14 protein-coding genes are annotated in these 14,749 nt (G+C 61.4%); 8 read left to right on the forward strand and 6 right to left on the reverse strand.

Annotation, left to right across the window (positions count from 1 at the left end):
* The 4 genes from AC0L18_RS11855 to AC0L18_RS11870 form a co-directional block, all read right to left on the reverse strand.
* On the reverse strand, positions 1–2,289 hold the full coding sequence (locus AC0L18_RS11855) for an LPS-assembly protein LptD (protein ID WP_473492334.1): 2,289 nt from the start codon (positions 2,287–2,289) through the stop codon (positions 1–3).
* A gap of 128 nt (positions 2,290–2,417) precedes the next feature.
* Positions 2,418–3,500 (reverse strand): LPS export ABC transporter permease LptG, encoded by a 1,083-nt coding sequence (gene lptG / locus AC0L18_RS11860; RefSeq protein ID WP_473492335.1) that lies wholly within the window; start codon positions 3,498–3,500, stop codon positions 2,418–2,420.
* A gap of 16 nt (positions 3,501–3,516) precedes the next feature.
* Complete coding sequence (gene lptF / locus AC0L18_RS11865) at positions 3,517–4,719, reverse strand: LPS export ABC transporter permease LptF (protein WP_473492337.1); 1,203 nt, start codon at positions 4,717–4,719, stop codon at positions 3,517–3,519.
* Positions 4,716–5,030, reverse strand: a complete 315-nt coding sequence (locus AC0L18_RS11870) for a hypothetical protein (protein WP_473492338.1) — start codon at positions 5,028–5,030, stop codon at positions 4,716–4,718. The genes lptF and AC0L18_RS11870 overlap by 4 nt, the downstream gene beginning before the upstream one ends.
* Here AC0L18_RS11870 and AC0L18_RS11875 point away from each other — a divergent pair.
* From AC0L18_RS11875 to AC0L18_RS11885, 3 genes are all read left to right on the forward strand, one after another.
* Positions 5,029–5,175, forward strand: coding sequence for a hypothetical protein (locus AC0L18_RS11875; protein ID WP_473492339.1), 147 nt, complete (start codon positions 5,029–5,031; stop codon positions 5,173–5,175). The genes AC0L18_RS11870 and AC0L18_RS11875 overlap by 2 nt on opposite strands.
* Before the next feature lie 100 nt (positions 5,176–5,275).
* Positions 5,276–6,787: a leucyl aminopeptidase gene (locus tag AC0L18_RS11880; RefSeq protein WP_473492340.1), complete on the forward strand. Its 1,512-nt coding sequence runs from the start codon at positions 5,276–5,278 to the stop codon at positions 6,785–6,787.
* Positions 6,788–6,805: 18 nt separating this feature from the next.
* A complete protein-coding gene (locus AC0L18_RS11885) occupies positions 6,806–7,255 on the forward strand; it encodes a DNA polymerase III subunit chi (RefSeq protein ID WP_473492341.1) in 450 nt (149 codons plus the stop codon).
* A 38-nt stretch (positions 7,256–7,293) separates the two neighbouring features.
* On the opposite strand, the gene AC0L18_RS11890 is transcribed toward AC0L18_RS11885, so the two are convergent.
* Complete coding sequence (locus AC0L18_RS11890; protein WP_473492343.1) at positions 7,294–8,040, reverse strand: haloacid dehalogenase type II; 747 nt, start codon at positions 8,038–8,040, stop codon at positions 7,294–7,296.
* Positions 8,041–8,890: 850 nt separating this feature from the next.
* A complete protein-coding gene (locus AC0L18_RS11895; RefSeq protein WP_473492345.1) occupies positions 8,891–9,379 on the reverse strand; it encodes a RidA family protein in 489 nt (162 codons plus the stop codon).
* A 188-nt stretch (positions 9,380–9,567) separates the two neighbouring features.
* On the opposite strand from AC0L18_RS11895, the gene AC0L18_RS11900 reads away from it, so the two are divergent.
* The 5 genes from AC0L18_RS11900 to AC0L18_RS11920 all read left to right on the forward strand — a co-directional run bounded on the left by AC0L18_RS11900 (position 9,568) and on the right by AC0L18_RS11920 (position 14,742).
* On the forward strand, positions 9,568–10,248 hold the full coding sequence (locus AC0L18_RS11900; protein WP_473492347.1) for a TetR/AcrR family transcriptional regulator: 681 nt from the start codon (positions 9,568–9,570) through the stop codon (positions 10,246–10,248).
* 229 nt (positions 10,249–10,477) lie between these two features.
* Positions 10,478–11,212 (forward strand): FadR/GntR family transcriptional regulator, encoded by a 735-nt coding sequence (locus AC0L18_RS11905; protein WP_473492348.1) that lies wholly within the window; start codon positions 10,478–10,480, stop codon positions 11,210–11,212.
* Positions 11,209–12,384, forward strand: coding sequence for a PLP-dependent transferase (locus AC0L18_RS11910; RefSeq protein ID WP_287341789.1), 1,176 nt, complete (start codon positions 11,209–11,211; stop codon positions 12,382–12,384). The genes AC0L18_RS11905 and AC0L18_RS11910 overlap by 4 nt, the downstream gene beginning before the upstream one ends.
* Positions 12,385–12,411: 27 nt before the next feature.
* Positions 12,412–13,671 (forward strand): ABC transporter substrate-binding protein, encoded by a 1,260-nt coding sequence (locus AC0L18_RS11915; protein WP_473492349.1) that lies wholly within the window; start codon positions 12,412–12,414, stop codon positions 13,669–13,671.
* Positions 13,672–13,806: 135 nt separating this feature from the next.
* On the forward strand, positions 13,807–14,742 hold the full coding sequence (locus tag AC0L18_RS11920) for a carbohydrate ABC transporter permease (RefSeq protein WP_027152651.1): 936 nt from the start codon (positions 13,807–13,809) through the stop codon (positions 14,740–14,742).
* The last annotated feature ends 7 nt before the right edge of the window (positions 14,743–14,749 follow it).

Here is a 14,749-nt window from a genome sequence, read left to right on the forward strand (position 1 = left end):
CTACTGGACAGTGTTGAAGGAGCTTTGCGTCGAGCCGAAATCGCCGAGCGTGCGAAACGACAGGTTGAAACCGATATTCTGCGACACTTCCTTGGTGCTCAGGTCGCGGGATTCCGAGAACGTCATCAAATAGGTGAAGCAATCATCACTATAGGCAAAGCCGACCCCGTCCTTGACCAGGACGCTTTGCTCGAGATCGTAGGTGCCGGTACCGAAGACACGCCAGTTCTCGGCAAGTTGCGCCGAGGCGCCGAGCGTGACCTCGTGACGATCGGTCGTAAAACCATAGAGCGGCTGTGCCTGGATGAAGGCGTATTTGGCGCTGAACGAAATCGGCAGGCCGGAATAGGCTGCCTTCACCTCGGCGCGGCGAATCTCGAAGCTCTGCTCGTCGAAGCGGCCGCTGACCGAGCCGGAAAGCCCGCCGGGGCTGTTGAAGCCGACAAGGCCGACATAATCGGAGCTCGCGGTCTCCAGGCCCGAATCTTCGCCGACGTTGACCAGGTCCGGCGCGTCGAAGGAGTTCTGGCCGTCAAGCTGGTAGGATTGGCCGAACAGCGCGTTGGTGCTCCAGCCATTGTCATAGGCGCCGGAATAGCGCAGCCCGACATTGGCGCGCGTGCCGCCTTCCAAGCGGTCGTAGCCGGAGAACTTGTCGCGCTCGAACAATGTCGTGGCATCAAAGACGAAGCTCTGCGCGTCCTCGTTGGGAACAGCGAGGCCGCCGACATATTGCTCGTTCGGACGCACGAAGACCTGCGCCATCGGCTCGAAGATGTGACTGGAACTGGTCGACGAGAACAGCACCGGCCAGCGCATTTCCAGTCCGGCGGTTGCCATGAAGCGGGCGAGAGACGATCGCGTATCGTCGTCGACGCCGAGGTTAGACGCCATCTGATTGATGGCATTGAGCGATCCCGAAGAGGCGTTGACATAGCCGGCATCGCCGCGCAGCGCCAAAAGGGGCGTCAGCAGCAGTCCGCCATCGGTGGTGAAGGTGCGCTTCCATTCCGCTTCGGCAGTGAGACGGCCCGATTGGCCCTCGATGCCGCGTACACTGGTGACGGACGCAGCGTTGTTCGGATCGGCAAGGGCCCTATCCAGCCTGTCGCGGCTGATAGCCTGCGCGTTGACATTGAGCGACAGCTGCCCGCCGCCCACCGCCATGTCGGGGATGTAGGCGTAGTCGAGCGAGGGCAGCACCCAGGGCTGTTTGCCGGCGCGCGCGGTCGGATCGTCAGAGAGTGCCTCTTCCTGGACCACAAAGCGCATGGCGCGCACGTCGAAATAGTTGCGGCCGTTGAGGCCGGTCAGGTAGATCGAGGAGCGATGCACGCTGTCGCCGAAGTCTTCGATGGCGTAGGTGCGTGAGAAGTTCTTGTCGGTCTGCAGCAGGACATCCCAGCCGAAGTCCCAGCGCGGATTGATAGCGAACTGGCCCTTGGTGCCCATCATGCCGCGGAACTCGTTTGGGTCGCCGGCCGCACCCGAATCGACATTGCGCCCGTCGTCGTCGATAAACTCGTCGGGATCCTCTTGCCGGATGCCGGCGATCTTCAGACTGTACTGGCCGTTGTTGAAGCGCTGGCGCCACTCGGCTTCGCCGAGAAAGCCCTGCTTGGTATAGCCGCTGCCGGTGACGGTGAGGTCGTAGGTTGGTGAGAGCGCGAAATAATAGGGGACTTTGACGCCAAGGCCGAGGTCGCTCTTGTAAGCGATGCCGGGGATCAGGAAGCCGCTCTTGCGCTTGACGGTCGGGTCGGCAATTTCGAAGGCCGGCAGGTAGGCGAGCGGAAAGCCGAGAAACTCGAAATTCGAATTCTCGAAGCGAACCGTCTTCTTTTCGCCGTTCCAGATGATCTTTCTGGCCTTGATGCGCCAGGTCGGCGCTTTGTCCGGCTGGTCCTCGCACGGCTCGCAGGCCGTGTAGACGCCGTTGTGGAACGTCGTCAGTACGCCGCCCATGCGTTCCGCGCTTTCGGCGGCAAAATAGGCCTTGTCGACGGTTTCGACACGCAGCGCGTTGACGAAGCCGTCGGCGAAATCATCGGTGATGTCGACATGCTGCGAATAGAACTTGGTGCCGTCGCTGTTGATGACCTCGACATTGCCGCTGGCGACGAGCCGCTTGGTGTTGCGATTGTATTCCACCCGCTGGGCGACGAGGCGGTTGCCGCCATAATCGATCTGCACGCCGCCGACGGCCGTTACGGTCTGGTTGTCATTGTCATAGACCAGCGTATCTGCCGCCAGCAGCATTTGCGAACCGGTGGGAACGTCGGCTGCCATGCCGCTGATATCCTGGGCAAAAGCCGGGATACTCGGAACGACGCAAGCGAGCAGGCACGCCAAGGCGCTCGCCCCATAGAGGCGCGCCGAATCGGCCTGCCTATGGATGCGCAAAACCGCCCCCCTCACTAGCCGTCTTCCTTGTACAGCAAGAAAGTCACCCCGAAGAACATAGCCACGACAACCGGAACCCATGCAGCGACGACTGTGGGTACGAATCCCGCCACGCCGAATGCCTTGACCAGCACTGTCACGACATAAAGCAGAAACCCGGCCAGGACGCCACCCAGAATCATCGTCGCGGATTGTCCCATCCTCGCAAATCGCATCGACACCGTTGCGGCGATCAAAGTCATGGCGACGAGAAGGAACGGCAGCGCTACCAGTGAATCAAATTGCATGGCAAAGGCATTTGCCTTGAGGCCGAAGGAGCGGGCAACCTCGATCTTCCCGGGCAGATCGTAGAAAGGGATGGTTTCCGGGCGCGCCAGCCGCTCTTGCACGAACTCGGGCTTGAGATCGGTCGGTATGCGGTCGGTTGCCACCGATTGGATGTTGCCGTCCCGGAACACCTTGACGTCCTGCAGTTCCCAGTAACCATCCCGCAAATAGGCGTGCGCCGCGTCCTTGCGTTCGACGATGTCGCCTTGCGGGTTGAGGACGAAGAAGGCGGCGTCGGCCATCTCCAGGCCCTGATTGAGGATGGCGCGCGCGCCGATGATAGTATCGCCGGAACTGGTTTTCTGCCGGATCCAGGGCTCGGCGTCAGCCGAGACGGTGTTCGACTTGCCGGAGCGGAGCTGGGTTTCGATTTTTTCGGACCAGGAAAACGCATAGGCGGCGATCGGATTGATGACGCCGACCGACAACACCCCGAACAGCAGCGCCCCGATGCAGCACGGCAGCAGGAATTGCCATGCGGATACGCCGGCGGAACGCGCGATGACCAGTTCATACCTGCGATTAAGCGAGACCAGCGTCGCCATCGCCGAGAACAGGCCGACGAACGGCACCGTCTGCAGCATGATCATCGGCATTCGCAACCCTGAGATGGCAAACGCCGTGCCGTAGGTAAAATCCGGCAAGCCGGTCGTGCGGCCGGAAAGCTCGGTGAAGTCGATCAGGAACACAAGCGCCAGGAGGCCGATGAAGAACCAGATGGTGATCGTCACGTAGCGGAAGAAGAAGTATCTGCCCAGAGTCCAGCCCATTAGCGTGTCCAGCCCATCAGCCGGCCTCTTGGCCAGAAGCGCCGCGCCTGGCGAAGCGGAGCTTCAGGGCGCTCCAGCCGTCACCGAAGCGGCCGGCGAAATTCGTCATCCAGTCGGCCCAGGCGACCGGCAATTCCATGGTCCGGTTGGAGACGATGAACCATGTCGCGACTGCGGACGCCACAATAGGAACGCCGTAGACCATATAGGCGTATTGCGGAATGTTGTCGGCCTTCCCAGCGGCAAAGAAACCGAGCCAGCGCACGAAAAGGGCGATTGCGATAGACGTGATCAGCGGATGAATGCGCGCCTCGCGATGGGAACGCGCGTCTCCAGCGACCGCAAGCGCGATCAGCGCGAAAACGAGTGAATAGGACCATTCGGAGAAACGCTGGTGGACCTCGGCCAGGTACTTGTTCGGCCTTTTCTGGAACATCTTGTCGTTCGGACTGGGATTGAGCAGGTACTGTGTCGTCCGGTCCTTCGGCAACAGCAATACCTCCGATGAGGCCGACATGAAGGCCGACAGGTCGAAGGCATAGGAGGTGAACCGGATGACCGAAAGATCGCCGGCCAGCGTTTTGCGATGGATGACGCCGTCGTTCATCATCAGCACCCGCTCGTCGCCGCTTTCGATGATGGCGCCGCTCTTGGCGTAGTAGATGAGGTTGACGCCTTCTTCGCGTGAATCGGCGACAAAAATGCCGCCAAGGCGGTTGTCCGGAAGCCGCTGGCCGATCTGCAGGAACAGGCCGTCGTCGATCTTGCGGAAGGTGCCTTCCTGGATGATGAGCGACAGAAGATCGGCGCGCGACGACGCCACCAGTTCGCGGTTTTTCTGTCGTGCATAGGGGTCGACGCCGTTGTCGACGGCGAACGAAAAAACACTGGCCGCCAGTGCCAGGAGCATGATCGGCGTGACGATGGTCCAGCGCGAAGCGCCCGCGGCGTTCAAGACGGCAAGCTCAGAATCGGAATTCATCGCGCTCAGTGTCTGCGCGACCGCGACCACCAGGGCGAAGGGCACGACGATCGGGACGATCGACGGAATGATCAGCGCAGCGACCTCGAAGAAGGTCAGCGCCGACTGCCCACTGTCGGTCACGAGATCGATGCGGGCGAGCACCTGCGTCGTCCACACGATCGCCAGCGTCCAGATGAGCGCTGCGAGGAAGACGGCCAACGCACGACGCATGATGTAGCGTTCAACGACCTTCATGAAGGCTTTTCTCGATTTTGCCGAACGGCATCATGCCTCCAGACAAGGTAGTCGCCCGGCGACGCCTGCACAACCGGTCCGTTGGCGGTTCGATCTGGTTTCCGTCCCACATCGTTGTTTCCGGTGGCCGGAGTGTCGGCGGTATTGGATAAGAAAGGGCGAACATCAATGGTTAACAACAGGTTGCGGCAGTAAAGCGGGGCCGTGCCGCGACGAATCGCCATCGATTCCATCTGCCATATGGGATCGGATTCCGGCAAAGTCTTGCCAAATGCCGGAAAACGACCAAATGTCGCGCCGGTCACTGACATGGCCGCCGCGGCTGCGACAGGTACAGGCATGAAAGCAGAAGTAACAGAATTGCGCAGCAAAGCCGGCCAGGAATCGATTTTTCACGGTGCGGTCGTGATCGGCGCCCAACACAATACGCAGCAGATCGCCAGGCAGGGGCGATGATTGAAAATGGGGGTGGTGCTTCCGGTCGGAAACAGCCAAATATCTGGTTCGTCAAGGCACTCCCCCGAAAACCCAACGCCTTTCCCGAAAGCAGGACATGATGACTTCGAGACCTTCGATCGCCTTTGCCAGGTTCGCAGTGCCCAAAAAAGGCAGCGTCTTCATGCTGGCGGCCAACGATGGCGGTCTCGGCGACGCGGCAAAGGCTTGCGATCCGGCAAAGACCCTGGAGCGGGCGTTTCCGGTGGCCGACTTTTCCGGCAAGTTCGCCGGCCTGGTCGAAGTGCTGGCGCCGGAGGGCACATCGCTCGACCGGCTGGTGGCGGTCGGCGCCGGCAAGGTCTCGGCGCTCGACGACTATGCCTGGCTCAAGCTTGGCGGCACCATCGCTGCATCCTTGCGCAAGGCGACGGAGGTGGCGGTCATGCTCGATCTGCCGGGTGCTGACGTCGGCGGCAGGCGAGCGGCACAGCTTGCCGCGGGCATTCTCCTGCGCAGCTATGCTTTCGACAAGTACAAGACGAAAAAGGACAATGGCGACGGCCAGCGCGACGGCAACAAGGCCGAGCCCAAAAAGCCGGTTAAGGTGACCATCCATACCGCCGATCCGGCGTCGGCGAAAAAGGCCTTCGCCGACGAGGTGGCGGTGATCGACGGGGTGCTCCTGGCGCGCGATCTGGTCAACGAACCGGCCAATATACTGGGGCCGGTGGAATTCGCCGCCCGCGTCAACGAACTGGAGGCGCTCGGCGTCGCGGTCGAGATCCTGGTCGAGAAGGAGATGAAGAAGCTCGGCATGGGCGCGCTGCTCGGCGTCGCACAAGGCTCGCCGCGTGGCGCGCGCCTGGCCGTCATGCGATGGAACGGCGGCAAGGCCAAGGACAGCCCGATTGCTTTCGTCGGCAAAGGCGTCACTTTCGACACCGGCGGCAATTCGATAAAGACGGCCTCCGGCATGGAGGACATGAAGGGCGACATGGGCGGCGCGGCCGCGGTGACCGGGCTGATGCACGCGCTGGCCGCGCGCAAGGCCAAGGCCAATGTCGTCGGCATCATCGGGCTGGTGGAAAATGCCGTCGACGGCCATGCGCAGCGCCCCGGCGACATCGTCACTTCGATGTCGGGCCAGACCATCGAGGTGCTCAACACCGACGCCGAAGGCCGCCTCGTCCTGGCCGATGCGCTGTGGTACTGCAGCGATCGCTTCCAGCCGAAATTCATGGTCAATCTGGCGACACTGACCGGCGCCACCATGGTCGCGCTCGGCCAGCACTATGCCGGGCTGTTCTCCAACAATGACGAATTGGCGAACAGGCTGACGAGCGCCGGGCAGGCGACGCAGGAACGCGTGTGGCGGATGCCGCTCGGCACCGAATACGACAAGCTGATCGATTCGAAAAATGCCGACATGAAGAACATCGGCGGCCGCTATGGCGGCGCCATCATCGCGGCGCAGTTTCTGCAGCGCTTCGTCAGGGATACACCCTGGGCGCATCTCGACATCGCCGGCACCGCGATGGGCGCGCCGTCCAGCGAGATCAACCAGTCATGGGCCTCCGGCTTCGGCGTCAGGCTGCTCGACCGGCTGGTTCGCGACAACTACGAGGAGTGAGCCTTTCAAGGCGCGATCATGGCCGACGTCCTGTTCTACCACCTGACCGAATCGACTCTGGAGGATGCGTTGCCCGGCCTGCTCGAGCGCAGTGTCGATCGCGGTTGGCGCGCCGTGGTACAGACCGGCTCCGAAGAACGGCGCGACGCGCTGGACCAGCATCTTTGGACCTTCAGGGACGATTCCTTCCTGGCGCATGCGACGGACCACGAATCCTATCTGGCCGAGCAGCCGATCCTTTTGACAACTGGCCATGACAATCCGAACGAGGCGCAGATACGCTTCCTGGTTGACGGCGCGGTGCCGCCGAAGCTTGCCGGTTATGAGCGCGCCGTGTTCCTGTTCGACGGCCACGATGCGGCCCAGCTCGAGGCGGCGCGCACGCACTGGAAGACGATGAAGGAAGCCGGCCACGCAGTCACCTACTGGCAGCAGACCTCAGACCGGCGCTGGGAACGCAAGGCGTAGTAAAGCCTGCCGCCTGGGCGATCAGCAACCTGGGGTTGCTACAACTGAAGTCGTTCAGCCAAGTCAATGAAGTCGCTGGCCACCAGGTCCCAGGCTTGATCAGGGTGCAGATCCGTGGTCTGCGCTACCCCGTGCTCGGTCGGACGCGGGACAAAGGCTGTTCGCAATCCGCATGCCCGAGCCGCTGCAAGGTCGCCATTGTGGGCGGCCACAAGACAGATCTCATCCGGCTTCATTGACAGGACGTCAGCGGTGCGAAGATAGGCTTCCGGCGCAGGCTTGTAGGCTTGCACGACTTCGGCGCCGAGGATCGCATCCCAGGGGATGCGACTGCGCTTCGCCATATTGAGCATGAGGACGATGTTGCCGTTCGAGAGCGGCGCGATGATATAGCGGGCCCTGAGCCGTGTAAGGCCGGCCACCACGTCCGGCCATGGCTCCAATCGGTGCCATGCCAGGTTCAGTTCGTCCAACTCGGACGCTGGCATCGAAGCCGGGTCGATCCCGAATTCTGGCAATATGGCTTCCAGATTCTCCCGATGCAGCACGTCGAGCCGTGTAAAGGGCCGCCGGCCGCTGCGCACCTCCTCCATCGCTGGAGAGTAACGGCGACGCCACGCATCCGCGAAAGCGGTAGGGATAGCGGATCCTGCTCCATGCCGCTTCAGGAACGGCTCAGCATCGCGCGCCACGCCGCTGCGCCAATCGACGACAGTGCCGAACACGTCGAATACCAACGCACGTACGCCATCCAATTCCATCACATTCGGCTCCTCGATCCCCACTATTCTTCCTTCGTCGCCTGCCTCGTTTTCCCCTTTTCACGGCCTTGCCAATTTGCTCGGCGATGCGGTCGGGCTTACGCGCGATGACGGCTGTGCCAATTAGATTGCAAAATAGACAAGGGCACTGTCACCGATATTCCAGTGGCCTGGGCGCCGGCAACAACCCGGTACCGGCATGAGCGGAAGGGTGGCGGGCGCCACCATCGCGCCCACCCTCCTTCATTCGTTTGCCTTGAGCCAGACCTTTTGCGGACCGTGACCCTTGAAGGGGTATTGTGGATCACTCGGATCGTAAACGAGTGATGGCCCGCCGGCGTCGAGGGGCGGGCACCAACGAAAACTGAACCCGTAGCTTCTCAACGAGAGTTCAAGATCGCAGCCTCCAAATGCGAGGCCGACCCGGCGTCCCATTACCTTTTGATCACGCTGAAAGTACTCCCAAATCATCTTCTGGGCTCGGTCGCTGGGCATCGCCGCGTCCGTGAACTCCAAGTACATCGTCCAGGTCTCCGGTCTGATAAGGAGGCTCCTAATCGCATCCTCTCCAGAAGAATTATCGGCTCCGAAAGCGGAAACGGAGAGTAGGACGATTGCCAAGGCGGATCGGATTGCCCGCATCATGCAGACCCCGTTAAGCACCATCTGTGCCTTGTTGTAGCGCAGTCAGGGAGGCAAATCAGCAAAATGTCCAATTATGGCATGATCTCGGAAATGCCGGCTGTCCGGTTTTGCTGTTGATGGCGTCTAATTACTGATCGCGGTAGGACGCCCATTGCTGAGCGTCCCTACCGCGATCCGTAATTCGTAATTCCGCGAAGCTCTGGACAATTGCCAAAGGCGACCGGCACCACTATTCCAGAATGACGACGGCCTCCACCTCGAAGAGCATGGGGTCAATTGCAAGCTTGGGGACGGGAATCAGGGTCTGCGCCGGCAGCGCTTCACCGAACATTTTTTTGACGTTCTTGGTCAACACCTCGAGCTTGGACATATCGTGATCGACCACGAAGACGGTGAGCTTGGCGACCTGATCCGGCCTCGCACCGAGCGCATCGAGGGCGGTGCGCAAATTTGTGTAGGCCTGCTCAACCTGGACAGCGAAGTCGGGCGACAAGGCTCCCGTGCTGTCTTGCCCGCCCTGTCCGGAGATGTAGGCCACCCGGGCTCCGCGCGGCGTGATCACCGCCGTGCTGTAGCCATTTGGCGACGGGTCGTAGAGGTTTTGTGGATTGACGATGGTCAGCTTGAGATCCTTCTCCTTGGCTGTCGTGGCAGTGGGAACTCCCATGGTCATGATGATTAGCCCTTCGATAAGCAGATGCTTGATTGCGCGTGACATGATTTTCTCTTGGCTATGCGAGCAACGTGCCTCGCGGCCGGCATTATTGAACTTTAACCGTATCGCCCATACGATGACTCGTGCGACGTACGAGTCATCGTATGGTACGCCGTACGAGTCAATCGTTCAGATCGACATTCGTTCGCGTTGCCGGTCAAAATCGACGTTCTGAACAGCGAGGAAGACGGATGGCGGCCAAACGCAGCGGCCGGAGCAAACGAGGGATAAATGAGCGGCTCCAGCCCTTGCAGGAGCCGCGCAGTGAACCGCCGCTCTCTCGGGAACGAATCGTGGCGACCGCGGTGGAACTGCTTGACGCTCAAGGAGTCGACGGATTGACGATGCGTCGGCTGGCCGATCGCCTCGGCTCGGGCGTGATGAGCCTGTATTGGCACGTCGACAACAAAGAGGATGTCTTTGATCTGGCGCTCGACTCGGTGCTTGAATATCGCGGACCGCCGCAAATAGCTCAAGACTGGCGCGGAGAAGTCGTTCATGTGCTTGAAGACTGGCGCGCCAGCATGCTGCGCCACCCTTGGTCGGCAACGCTGTTGCCGCGCCGGGCGCTCGGCCCGAACATCCTCGGTCGCTTGGAACTGCTGAGCAAGACGTTGTCCAGAGCCGGCGTTGCGGACGCGGATGTGAACGTTGCGATATGGTCGCTCTGGAACTATGTGATGGGCGCCACCATCACCCGGTCGAGCTTCGACCTCTCGGACGACGACAGGGCCGCTGCGCAGCAGCGCCTTACACGTCTCAGCGAACGTTATCCGACAATCGAACGCTCTCGTCTGCTGTTGGACAATGATTGGGACGGCGCTTTCAGGAATGGCCTCGGCTTCCTGCTCGATGGCCTCTCTCCAAAATGAGGCTGAACGGTAGCTATGGCTGAAAGCGACTGTCGCAAAATCGCTGATTAAAGTCACAGTTTGCAGCTGATTTTTGCAAGGTCGCAGAAGACGCGGCAACGTCCAAGGTTCCGCAATGGGTGTGAGCCGAAATGCAACCTCTGCACTGCCGAGGCCACTTGACGAAAGGCCGGCGGCGCGCAAAACTGCTAAGATGTCAGACCAATTTTGTGCGTAGGTACCCATGCGTATGCGCGGCGAACTGCCCGGGGCACCTGCCACGCGTGTGGCAATCGCCACGCTCCCGCCGTTGGACCGCGGCAAACAAGTCATGGAAGCGCTGGCAGACTATGTCGAGCGCGCTGCGCTGAAGAGCGGCGACCGGCTTCCGACCGAACGCGAACTGATGGCCGCGCTTTCCGTGGGGCGTTCGACGATTCGCGAGGCGATGGGGCGTTTCGAAGCCCTCGGCGTCACCGAGACCCGCAAAGGCAGCGGCACCTATCTTCTCAAGCCGATATCCGCCGGAACGATCCATCTGCCGCTGTCGCTCAATACGGTTGAGCTGCGCGACGGTCTCTTGCATACCCTCGAGGTGCGCCGCGGCATCGAGGCCGAGGCAAGCATGGTTGCGGCGCGGCGGCGGACAGTCGACGATCTGCGGACGATCGAGGAGAAACTCATCGAGATGGAGCGCGTCCATCTCGCCACCGGCACGTCGGGGCCGGAAGACCTGGCCTTTCACCTGGCGGTCTACGATGCCACGCACAACCCGCTTTTCCGGCAGCTCCTGGGGCAGATGCGCGAAGCGTTCGAGCGCTTCTGGGACCATCCTTTCGACCGGCAGGATTTCGCGCGGCGATCGTTCCCGTATCACCGTGAGCTGTTCGATGCCATCGTCGCCGGGGACGCGGAGCTGGCGCGCGGAAAAACGCTGAAGATCCTCGAGATCGTGGAAGAGGATATCGAGGAAATGTCGAAATGAATGGCCCGGATTTTTTCGACCAGGCCTCGCTGATCGCCGCCCATGACGAGGGCAACGCCTTCGATGCCGTCGTCCCGCCGATCGTGCAGACCTCGCTCTTCACCTTCTCGAATTATGACGAGATGCTCGAGACATACCGCGGCGAAAAAGTGCGGCCGACCTACACGCGCGGGCTGAACCCGACCGTGCGCATGTTCGAGGAAATGCTGGCGAAGCTGGAGGGCGCCGAGGACGCGATCGGTTTTGCAAGCGGCATGTCCGCCATCTCGTCGGCCGTGCTGAGCTTCGTCGAACCGGGAGACCGCATTGTCGCGGTCAGGCATATCTACCCGGACGCGTTCAGACTGTTCGGGACGTTGCTCGCGCGCATGCGCATCGAGGTGACCTATGTCGATGGGCGCGACGAGGCGGCTGTCGCGAGCGCGCTGCCTGGCGCCAGGCTGTTCTATATGGAAAGCCCCACCAGCTGGGTCATGGAAACGCATGACATCGGCGCGCTCGCTGCGCTGGCAAAGTCTCGCGGCATCCCGACCATCATCGATAACAGCTGGGCCAGCCCGGTCTTTCAGCGGCCGCTGTCGCTCGGCGTCGACGTTGTGGTCCACTCCGCATCCAAGTACCTGGGCGGCCACAGCGACGTGGTGGCCGGCGTGGTCGCGGGCTCGAAGGAATTGATCGGCCGCATCCGCGGCGAAGCCTATCCATATCTCGGCGGCAAGCTGTCGCCATTCGATGCCTGGCTCTTGATTCGCGGCTTGCGCACACTGCCGATCCGGATGCGCGCTCATCAGGCCTCCGGCCTCGAAATCGCACGGCGCCTGCGGGATCATCCAATCGTTGAGAGGGTCTGCCATCCAGGGTTGGCCAACCTGCTTCCCGCGGGGCTCACCGGCACGTCGGGCCTGTTCTCATTTGTCTTCCGCGACGGCATCGACATCCGCACCTTTGCCGACCGCCTCAAGCTGTTCAAGCTGGGCGTGTCGTGGGGCGGCCACGAAAGCCTCATTGTGCCCGGCGAGGTCGTGCTGCAGCAGAAGGCCCAACCCAATTCCGCGATGGCGTTCGGCGTCCATCCGCGGTCCGTGCGTCTCCATGTCGGCCTCGAGGGAACCGAGGCGCTGTGGAGTGACCTGGAAACGGCGATCGACGCCGCTTCCGAAGAAAAGACCTGAAGCAACCAGACAAGAAGGGAACGGAAAATGAAGAAGCTTCTTATCGCCGCATTCGCCACCGTACTGATGTCGGGTGCTGCACTCGCCGACACGACGCTGAAGCTCGTGGAGGTGATCACCAGCCCCGAGCGTACCGAAACCCTGAAGTCGATCGTCGCCAAATTCGAGGCGGCCAACCCGGGCACCAAGGTCGAGGTGATCTCGCTGCCCTGGGGCGAGGCGTTCCAGAAATTCGCGACCATGGTGTCTGCCGGCGAAATCCCCGACGTCATGGAGATGCCGGACACCTGGCTGTCGCTCTATGCCAACAACGGCCTTCTCGAAAGCCTCGAACCCTATCTTGCCAAATGGGAGCACACCTCGGGCCTCACCGATCGCGCGCTCGAACTCGGCCGCGACGTGAACAACACCGCCTACATGCTGCCCTACGGCTTCTATCTGCGGGCGATGTTCTACAATAAGGAGCTGTTCAAGGAGGCTGGTGTCACCGAGCCGCCCAAGACAATGGACGAGTTCGTGGCGGTATCGGAGAAAGTATCCAAGCTTCCAGGCAAATATGGCTACTGCCTGCGCGGCGGGCCGGGTGGCCTCAACGGCTGGATCATGTTCGGCGCAACCATGGCCGGCTCCAACGGATTCTTCAATGAGGACGGCACCTCGACCATGAACAGCGAGGGCTGGGTCAAGGGACTGACCTGGGTCGTCGATCTGTACAAGAAGGGATTGGCGCCGAAGGACAGCGTCAACTGGGGTTTTAACGAAATCGTCGCCGGATTCTACACCGGCACCTGCGCAATGCTTGATCAGGATCCAGACGCGCTGATCGCGATAGCCGAGCGGATGAAGCCGGAAGACTACGGCGTCACGACCATGCCGAAGGGGCCGAGCGGCAAGACGTTCCCGACCATCGGCTATGCCGGTTGGTCGATGATGGCGGCCAGCCAGAACAAGGACCTCTCCTGGAAGCTGATCGAAACGCTCGAAGGGCCCGAGGGCAATGTCGAGTGGAACAAGCGCACCGGAGCGCTGCCGGTCCACAAGTCGGCCGAAAAGGATCCCTTCTACGCAAGCGAGCAGTTCAAGGGCTGGTTCGCTGAACTCGAGGACAAGGATGCGGTGCCAACAGTTATGCCGACCTATCTCGAGGAGTTCGCCTTCTTCAAGGACTCCATGGTCATCAAGACCAGTCAACAGGCACTGCTTGGCGATATCACGCCAGAGGAAATGGCCAACCAGTGGGCCGACTATCTGACCAAGGCGCAGCAGAAATACCTGGCCAAGAAATAAACGGCGGACGCCAGGCATCGGAGCCGCCCATCGCGGGTGGCTCCGATACGTCTCGTCCATGGTCAATTGGAAGGAGGGTCGATTGGAAGGATGGTCGATTGGACGGATGGCCAATTGGAGCGAAAGCGTTAGCTGATGGTCTTTGACGCCACCGCCGGGTTCCCGGAATCGCGCCGCCGGTCGCTGGTCGACCGGATCACGCGCCATGCCGAGCCATATCTTTACACCGCCCCGGCGCTGATTCTGATCGTCACCATCATGCTGGCGCCGCTGGTATTAGGCCTGTCCTACGCCTTCCGCGACGTGCACTTGCTCAACCCCTTCTCCGGCGGCTATGTCGGGCTCGATCATTTTCGCACCCTTTATGACGACGACAATTTCTATCGGGCGCTGCGCAACACGCTGTGGTGGACCGGCGCGTCCGTCTTGCTGCAATTCGTGTTCGGCCTGATCCTGGCGCTGTTGCTCGACCGGCCGTTCGCCGGCCGCGCCATAGCGCAGGCGCTGGTGTTCCTGCCCTGGGCGGTACCGACTTTCCTCACCGGGCTCAACTGGGCGTGGCTGTTCAACCCCGTCATCGGACCGCTGCCGCATTGGCTTTATGCGCTCGGCCTCATGAATGAACCGGCCAACATCCTTTCCAATCCGCAGCTTGCCATGTGGGGACCGATCATCGCCAACGTCTGGTGGGGCATTCCCTTCTTCGCCATCACGCTGCTGGCCGCGCTCCAGGCCATCCCGCGCGACCTCTACGAGGCGGCGGCGATCGACGGCGCCGGGGCATTCAGGCGGTTCACGTCGATCACCTTGCCGTTCCTTGCGCCGACCATTGCGATCACCGTGCTGTTGCGCACCGTCTGGATCTCGAACTTCGCCGACCTGATCATTGTCATGACCAGCGGCGGGCCTGCCGACCGCACCCAGATCGTCGCGAGCTACATCTTCACGCAAGCCTTCAGGGCCCTGGATTTCGGCTATGCCTCGGCCATTGCGCTGGTGCTGCTCGTCCTGTTGCTCGCCTATTCGATGCTGATCGTCATGCTGCGGCAAGTCCTGATGGATCGGGCCTGATCGGGAT

This window comes from Mesorhizobium sp. WSM4819 (assembly GCF_055811215.1).

What these genes read in the sequence shown, in the direction of transcription:
- AC0L18_RS11855 (WP_473492334.1), bottom strand. Translation starts at nt 2,289, where the DNA reads ATGGCAGCCGACGTTCCCACCGGTTCGCAAATGCTGCTGGCGGCAGAT.
- lptG (WP_473492335.1), bottom strand. Translation starts at nt 3,500, where the DNA reads ATGGGCTGGACTCTGGGCAGATACTTCTTCTTCCGCTACGTGACGATC.
- lptF (WP_473492337.1), bottom strand. Translation starts at nt 4,719, where the DNA reads ATGAAGGTCGTTGAACGCTACATCATGCGTCGTGCGTTGGCCGTCTTC.
- AC0L18_RS11875 (WP_473492339.1), top strand. Translation starts at nt 5,029, where the DNA reads ATGGCCGCCGCGGCTGCGACAGGTACAGGCATGAAAGCAGAAGTAACA.
- AC0L18_RS11870 (WP_473492338.1), bottom strand. Translation starts at nt 5,030, where the DNA reads ATGTCAGTGACCGGCGCGACATTTGGTCGTTTTCCGGCATTTGGCAAG.
- AC0L18_RS11880 (WP_473492340.1), top strand. Translation starts at nt 5,276, where the DNA reads ATGACTTCGAGACCTTCGATCGCCTTTGCCAGGTTCGCAGTGCCCAAA.
- AC0L18_RS11885 (WP_473492341.1), top strand. Translation starts at nt 6,806, where the DNA reads ATGGCCGACGTCCTGTTCTACCACCTGACCGAATCGACTCTGGAGGAT.
- AC0L18_RS11895 (WP_473492345.1), bottom strand. Translation starts at nt 9,379, where the DNA reads ATGTCACGCGCAATCAAGCATCTGCTTATCGAAGGGCTAATCATCATG.
- AC0L18_RS11900 (WP_473492347.1), top strand. Translation starts at nt 9,568, where the DNA reads ATGGCGGCCAAACGCAGCGGCCGGAGCAAACGAGGGATAAATGAGCGG.
- AC0L18_RS11905 (WP_473492348.1), top strand. Translation starts at nt 10,478, where the DNA reads ATGCGCGGCGAACTGCCCGGGGCACCTGCCACGCGTGTGGCAATCGCC.
- AC0L18_RS11910 (WP_287341789.1), top strand. Translation starts at nt 11,209, where the DNA reads ATGAATGGCCCGGATTTTTTCGACCAGGCCTCGCTGATCGCCGCCCAT.
- AC0L18_RS11915 (WP_473492349.1), top strand. Translation starts at nt 12,412, where the DNA reads ATGAAGAAGCTTCTTATCGCCGCATTCGCCACCGTACTGATGTCGGGT.
- AC0L18_RS11920 (WP_027152651.1), top strand. Translation starts at nt 13,807, where the DNA reads ATGGTCTTTGACGCCACCGCCGGGTTCCCGGAATCGCGCCGCCGGTCG.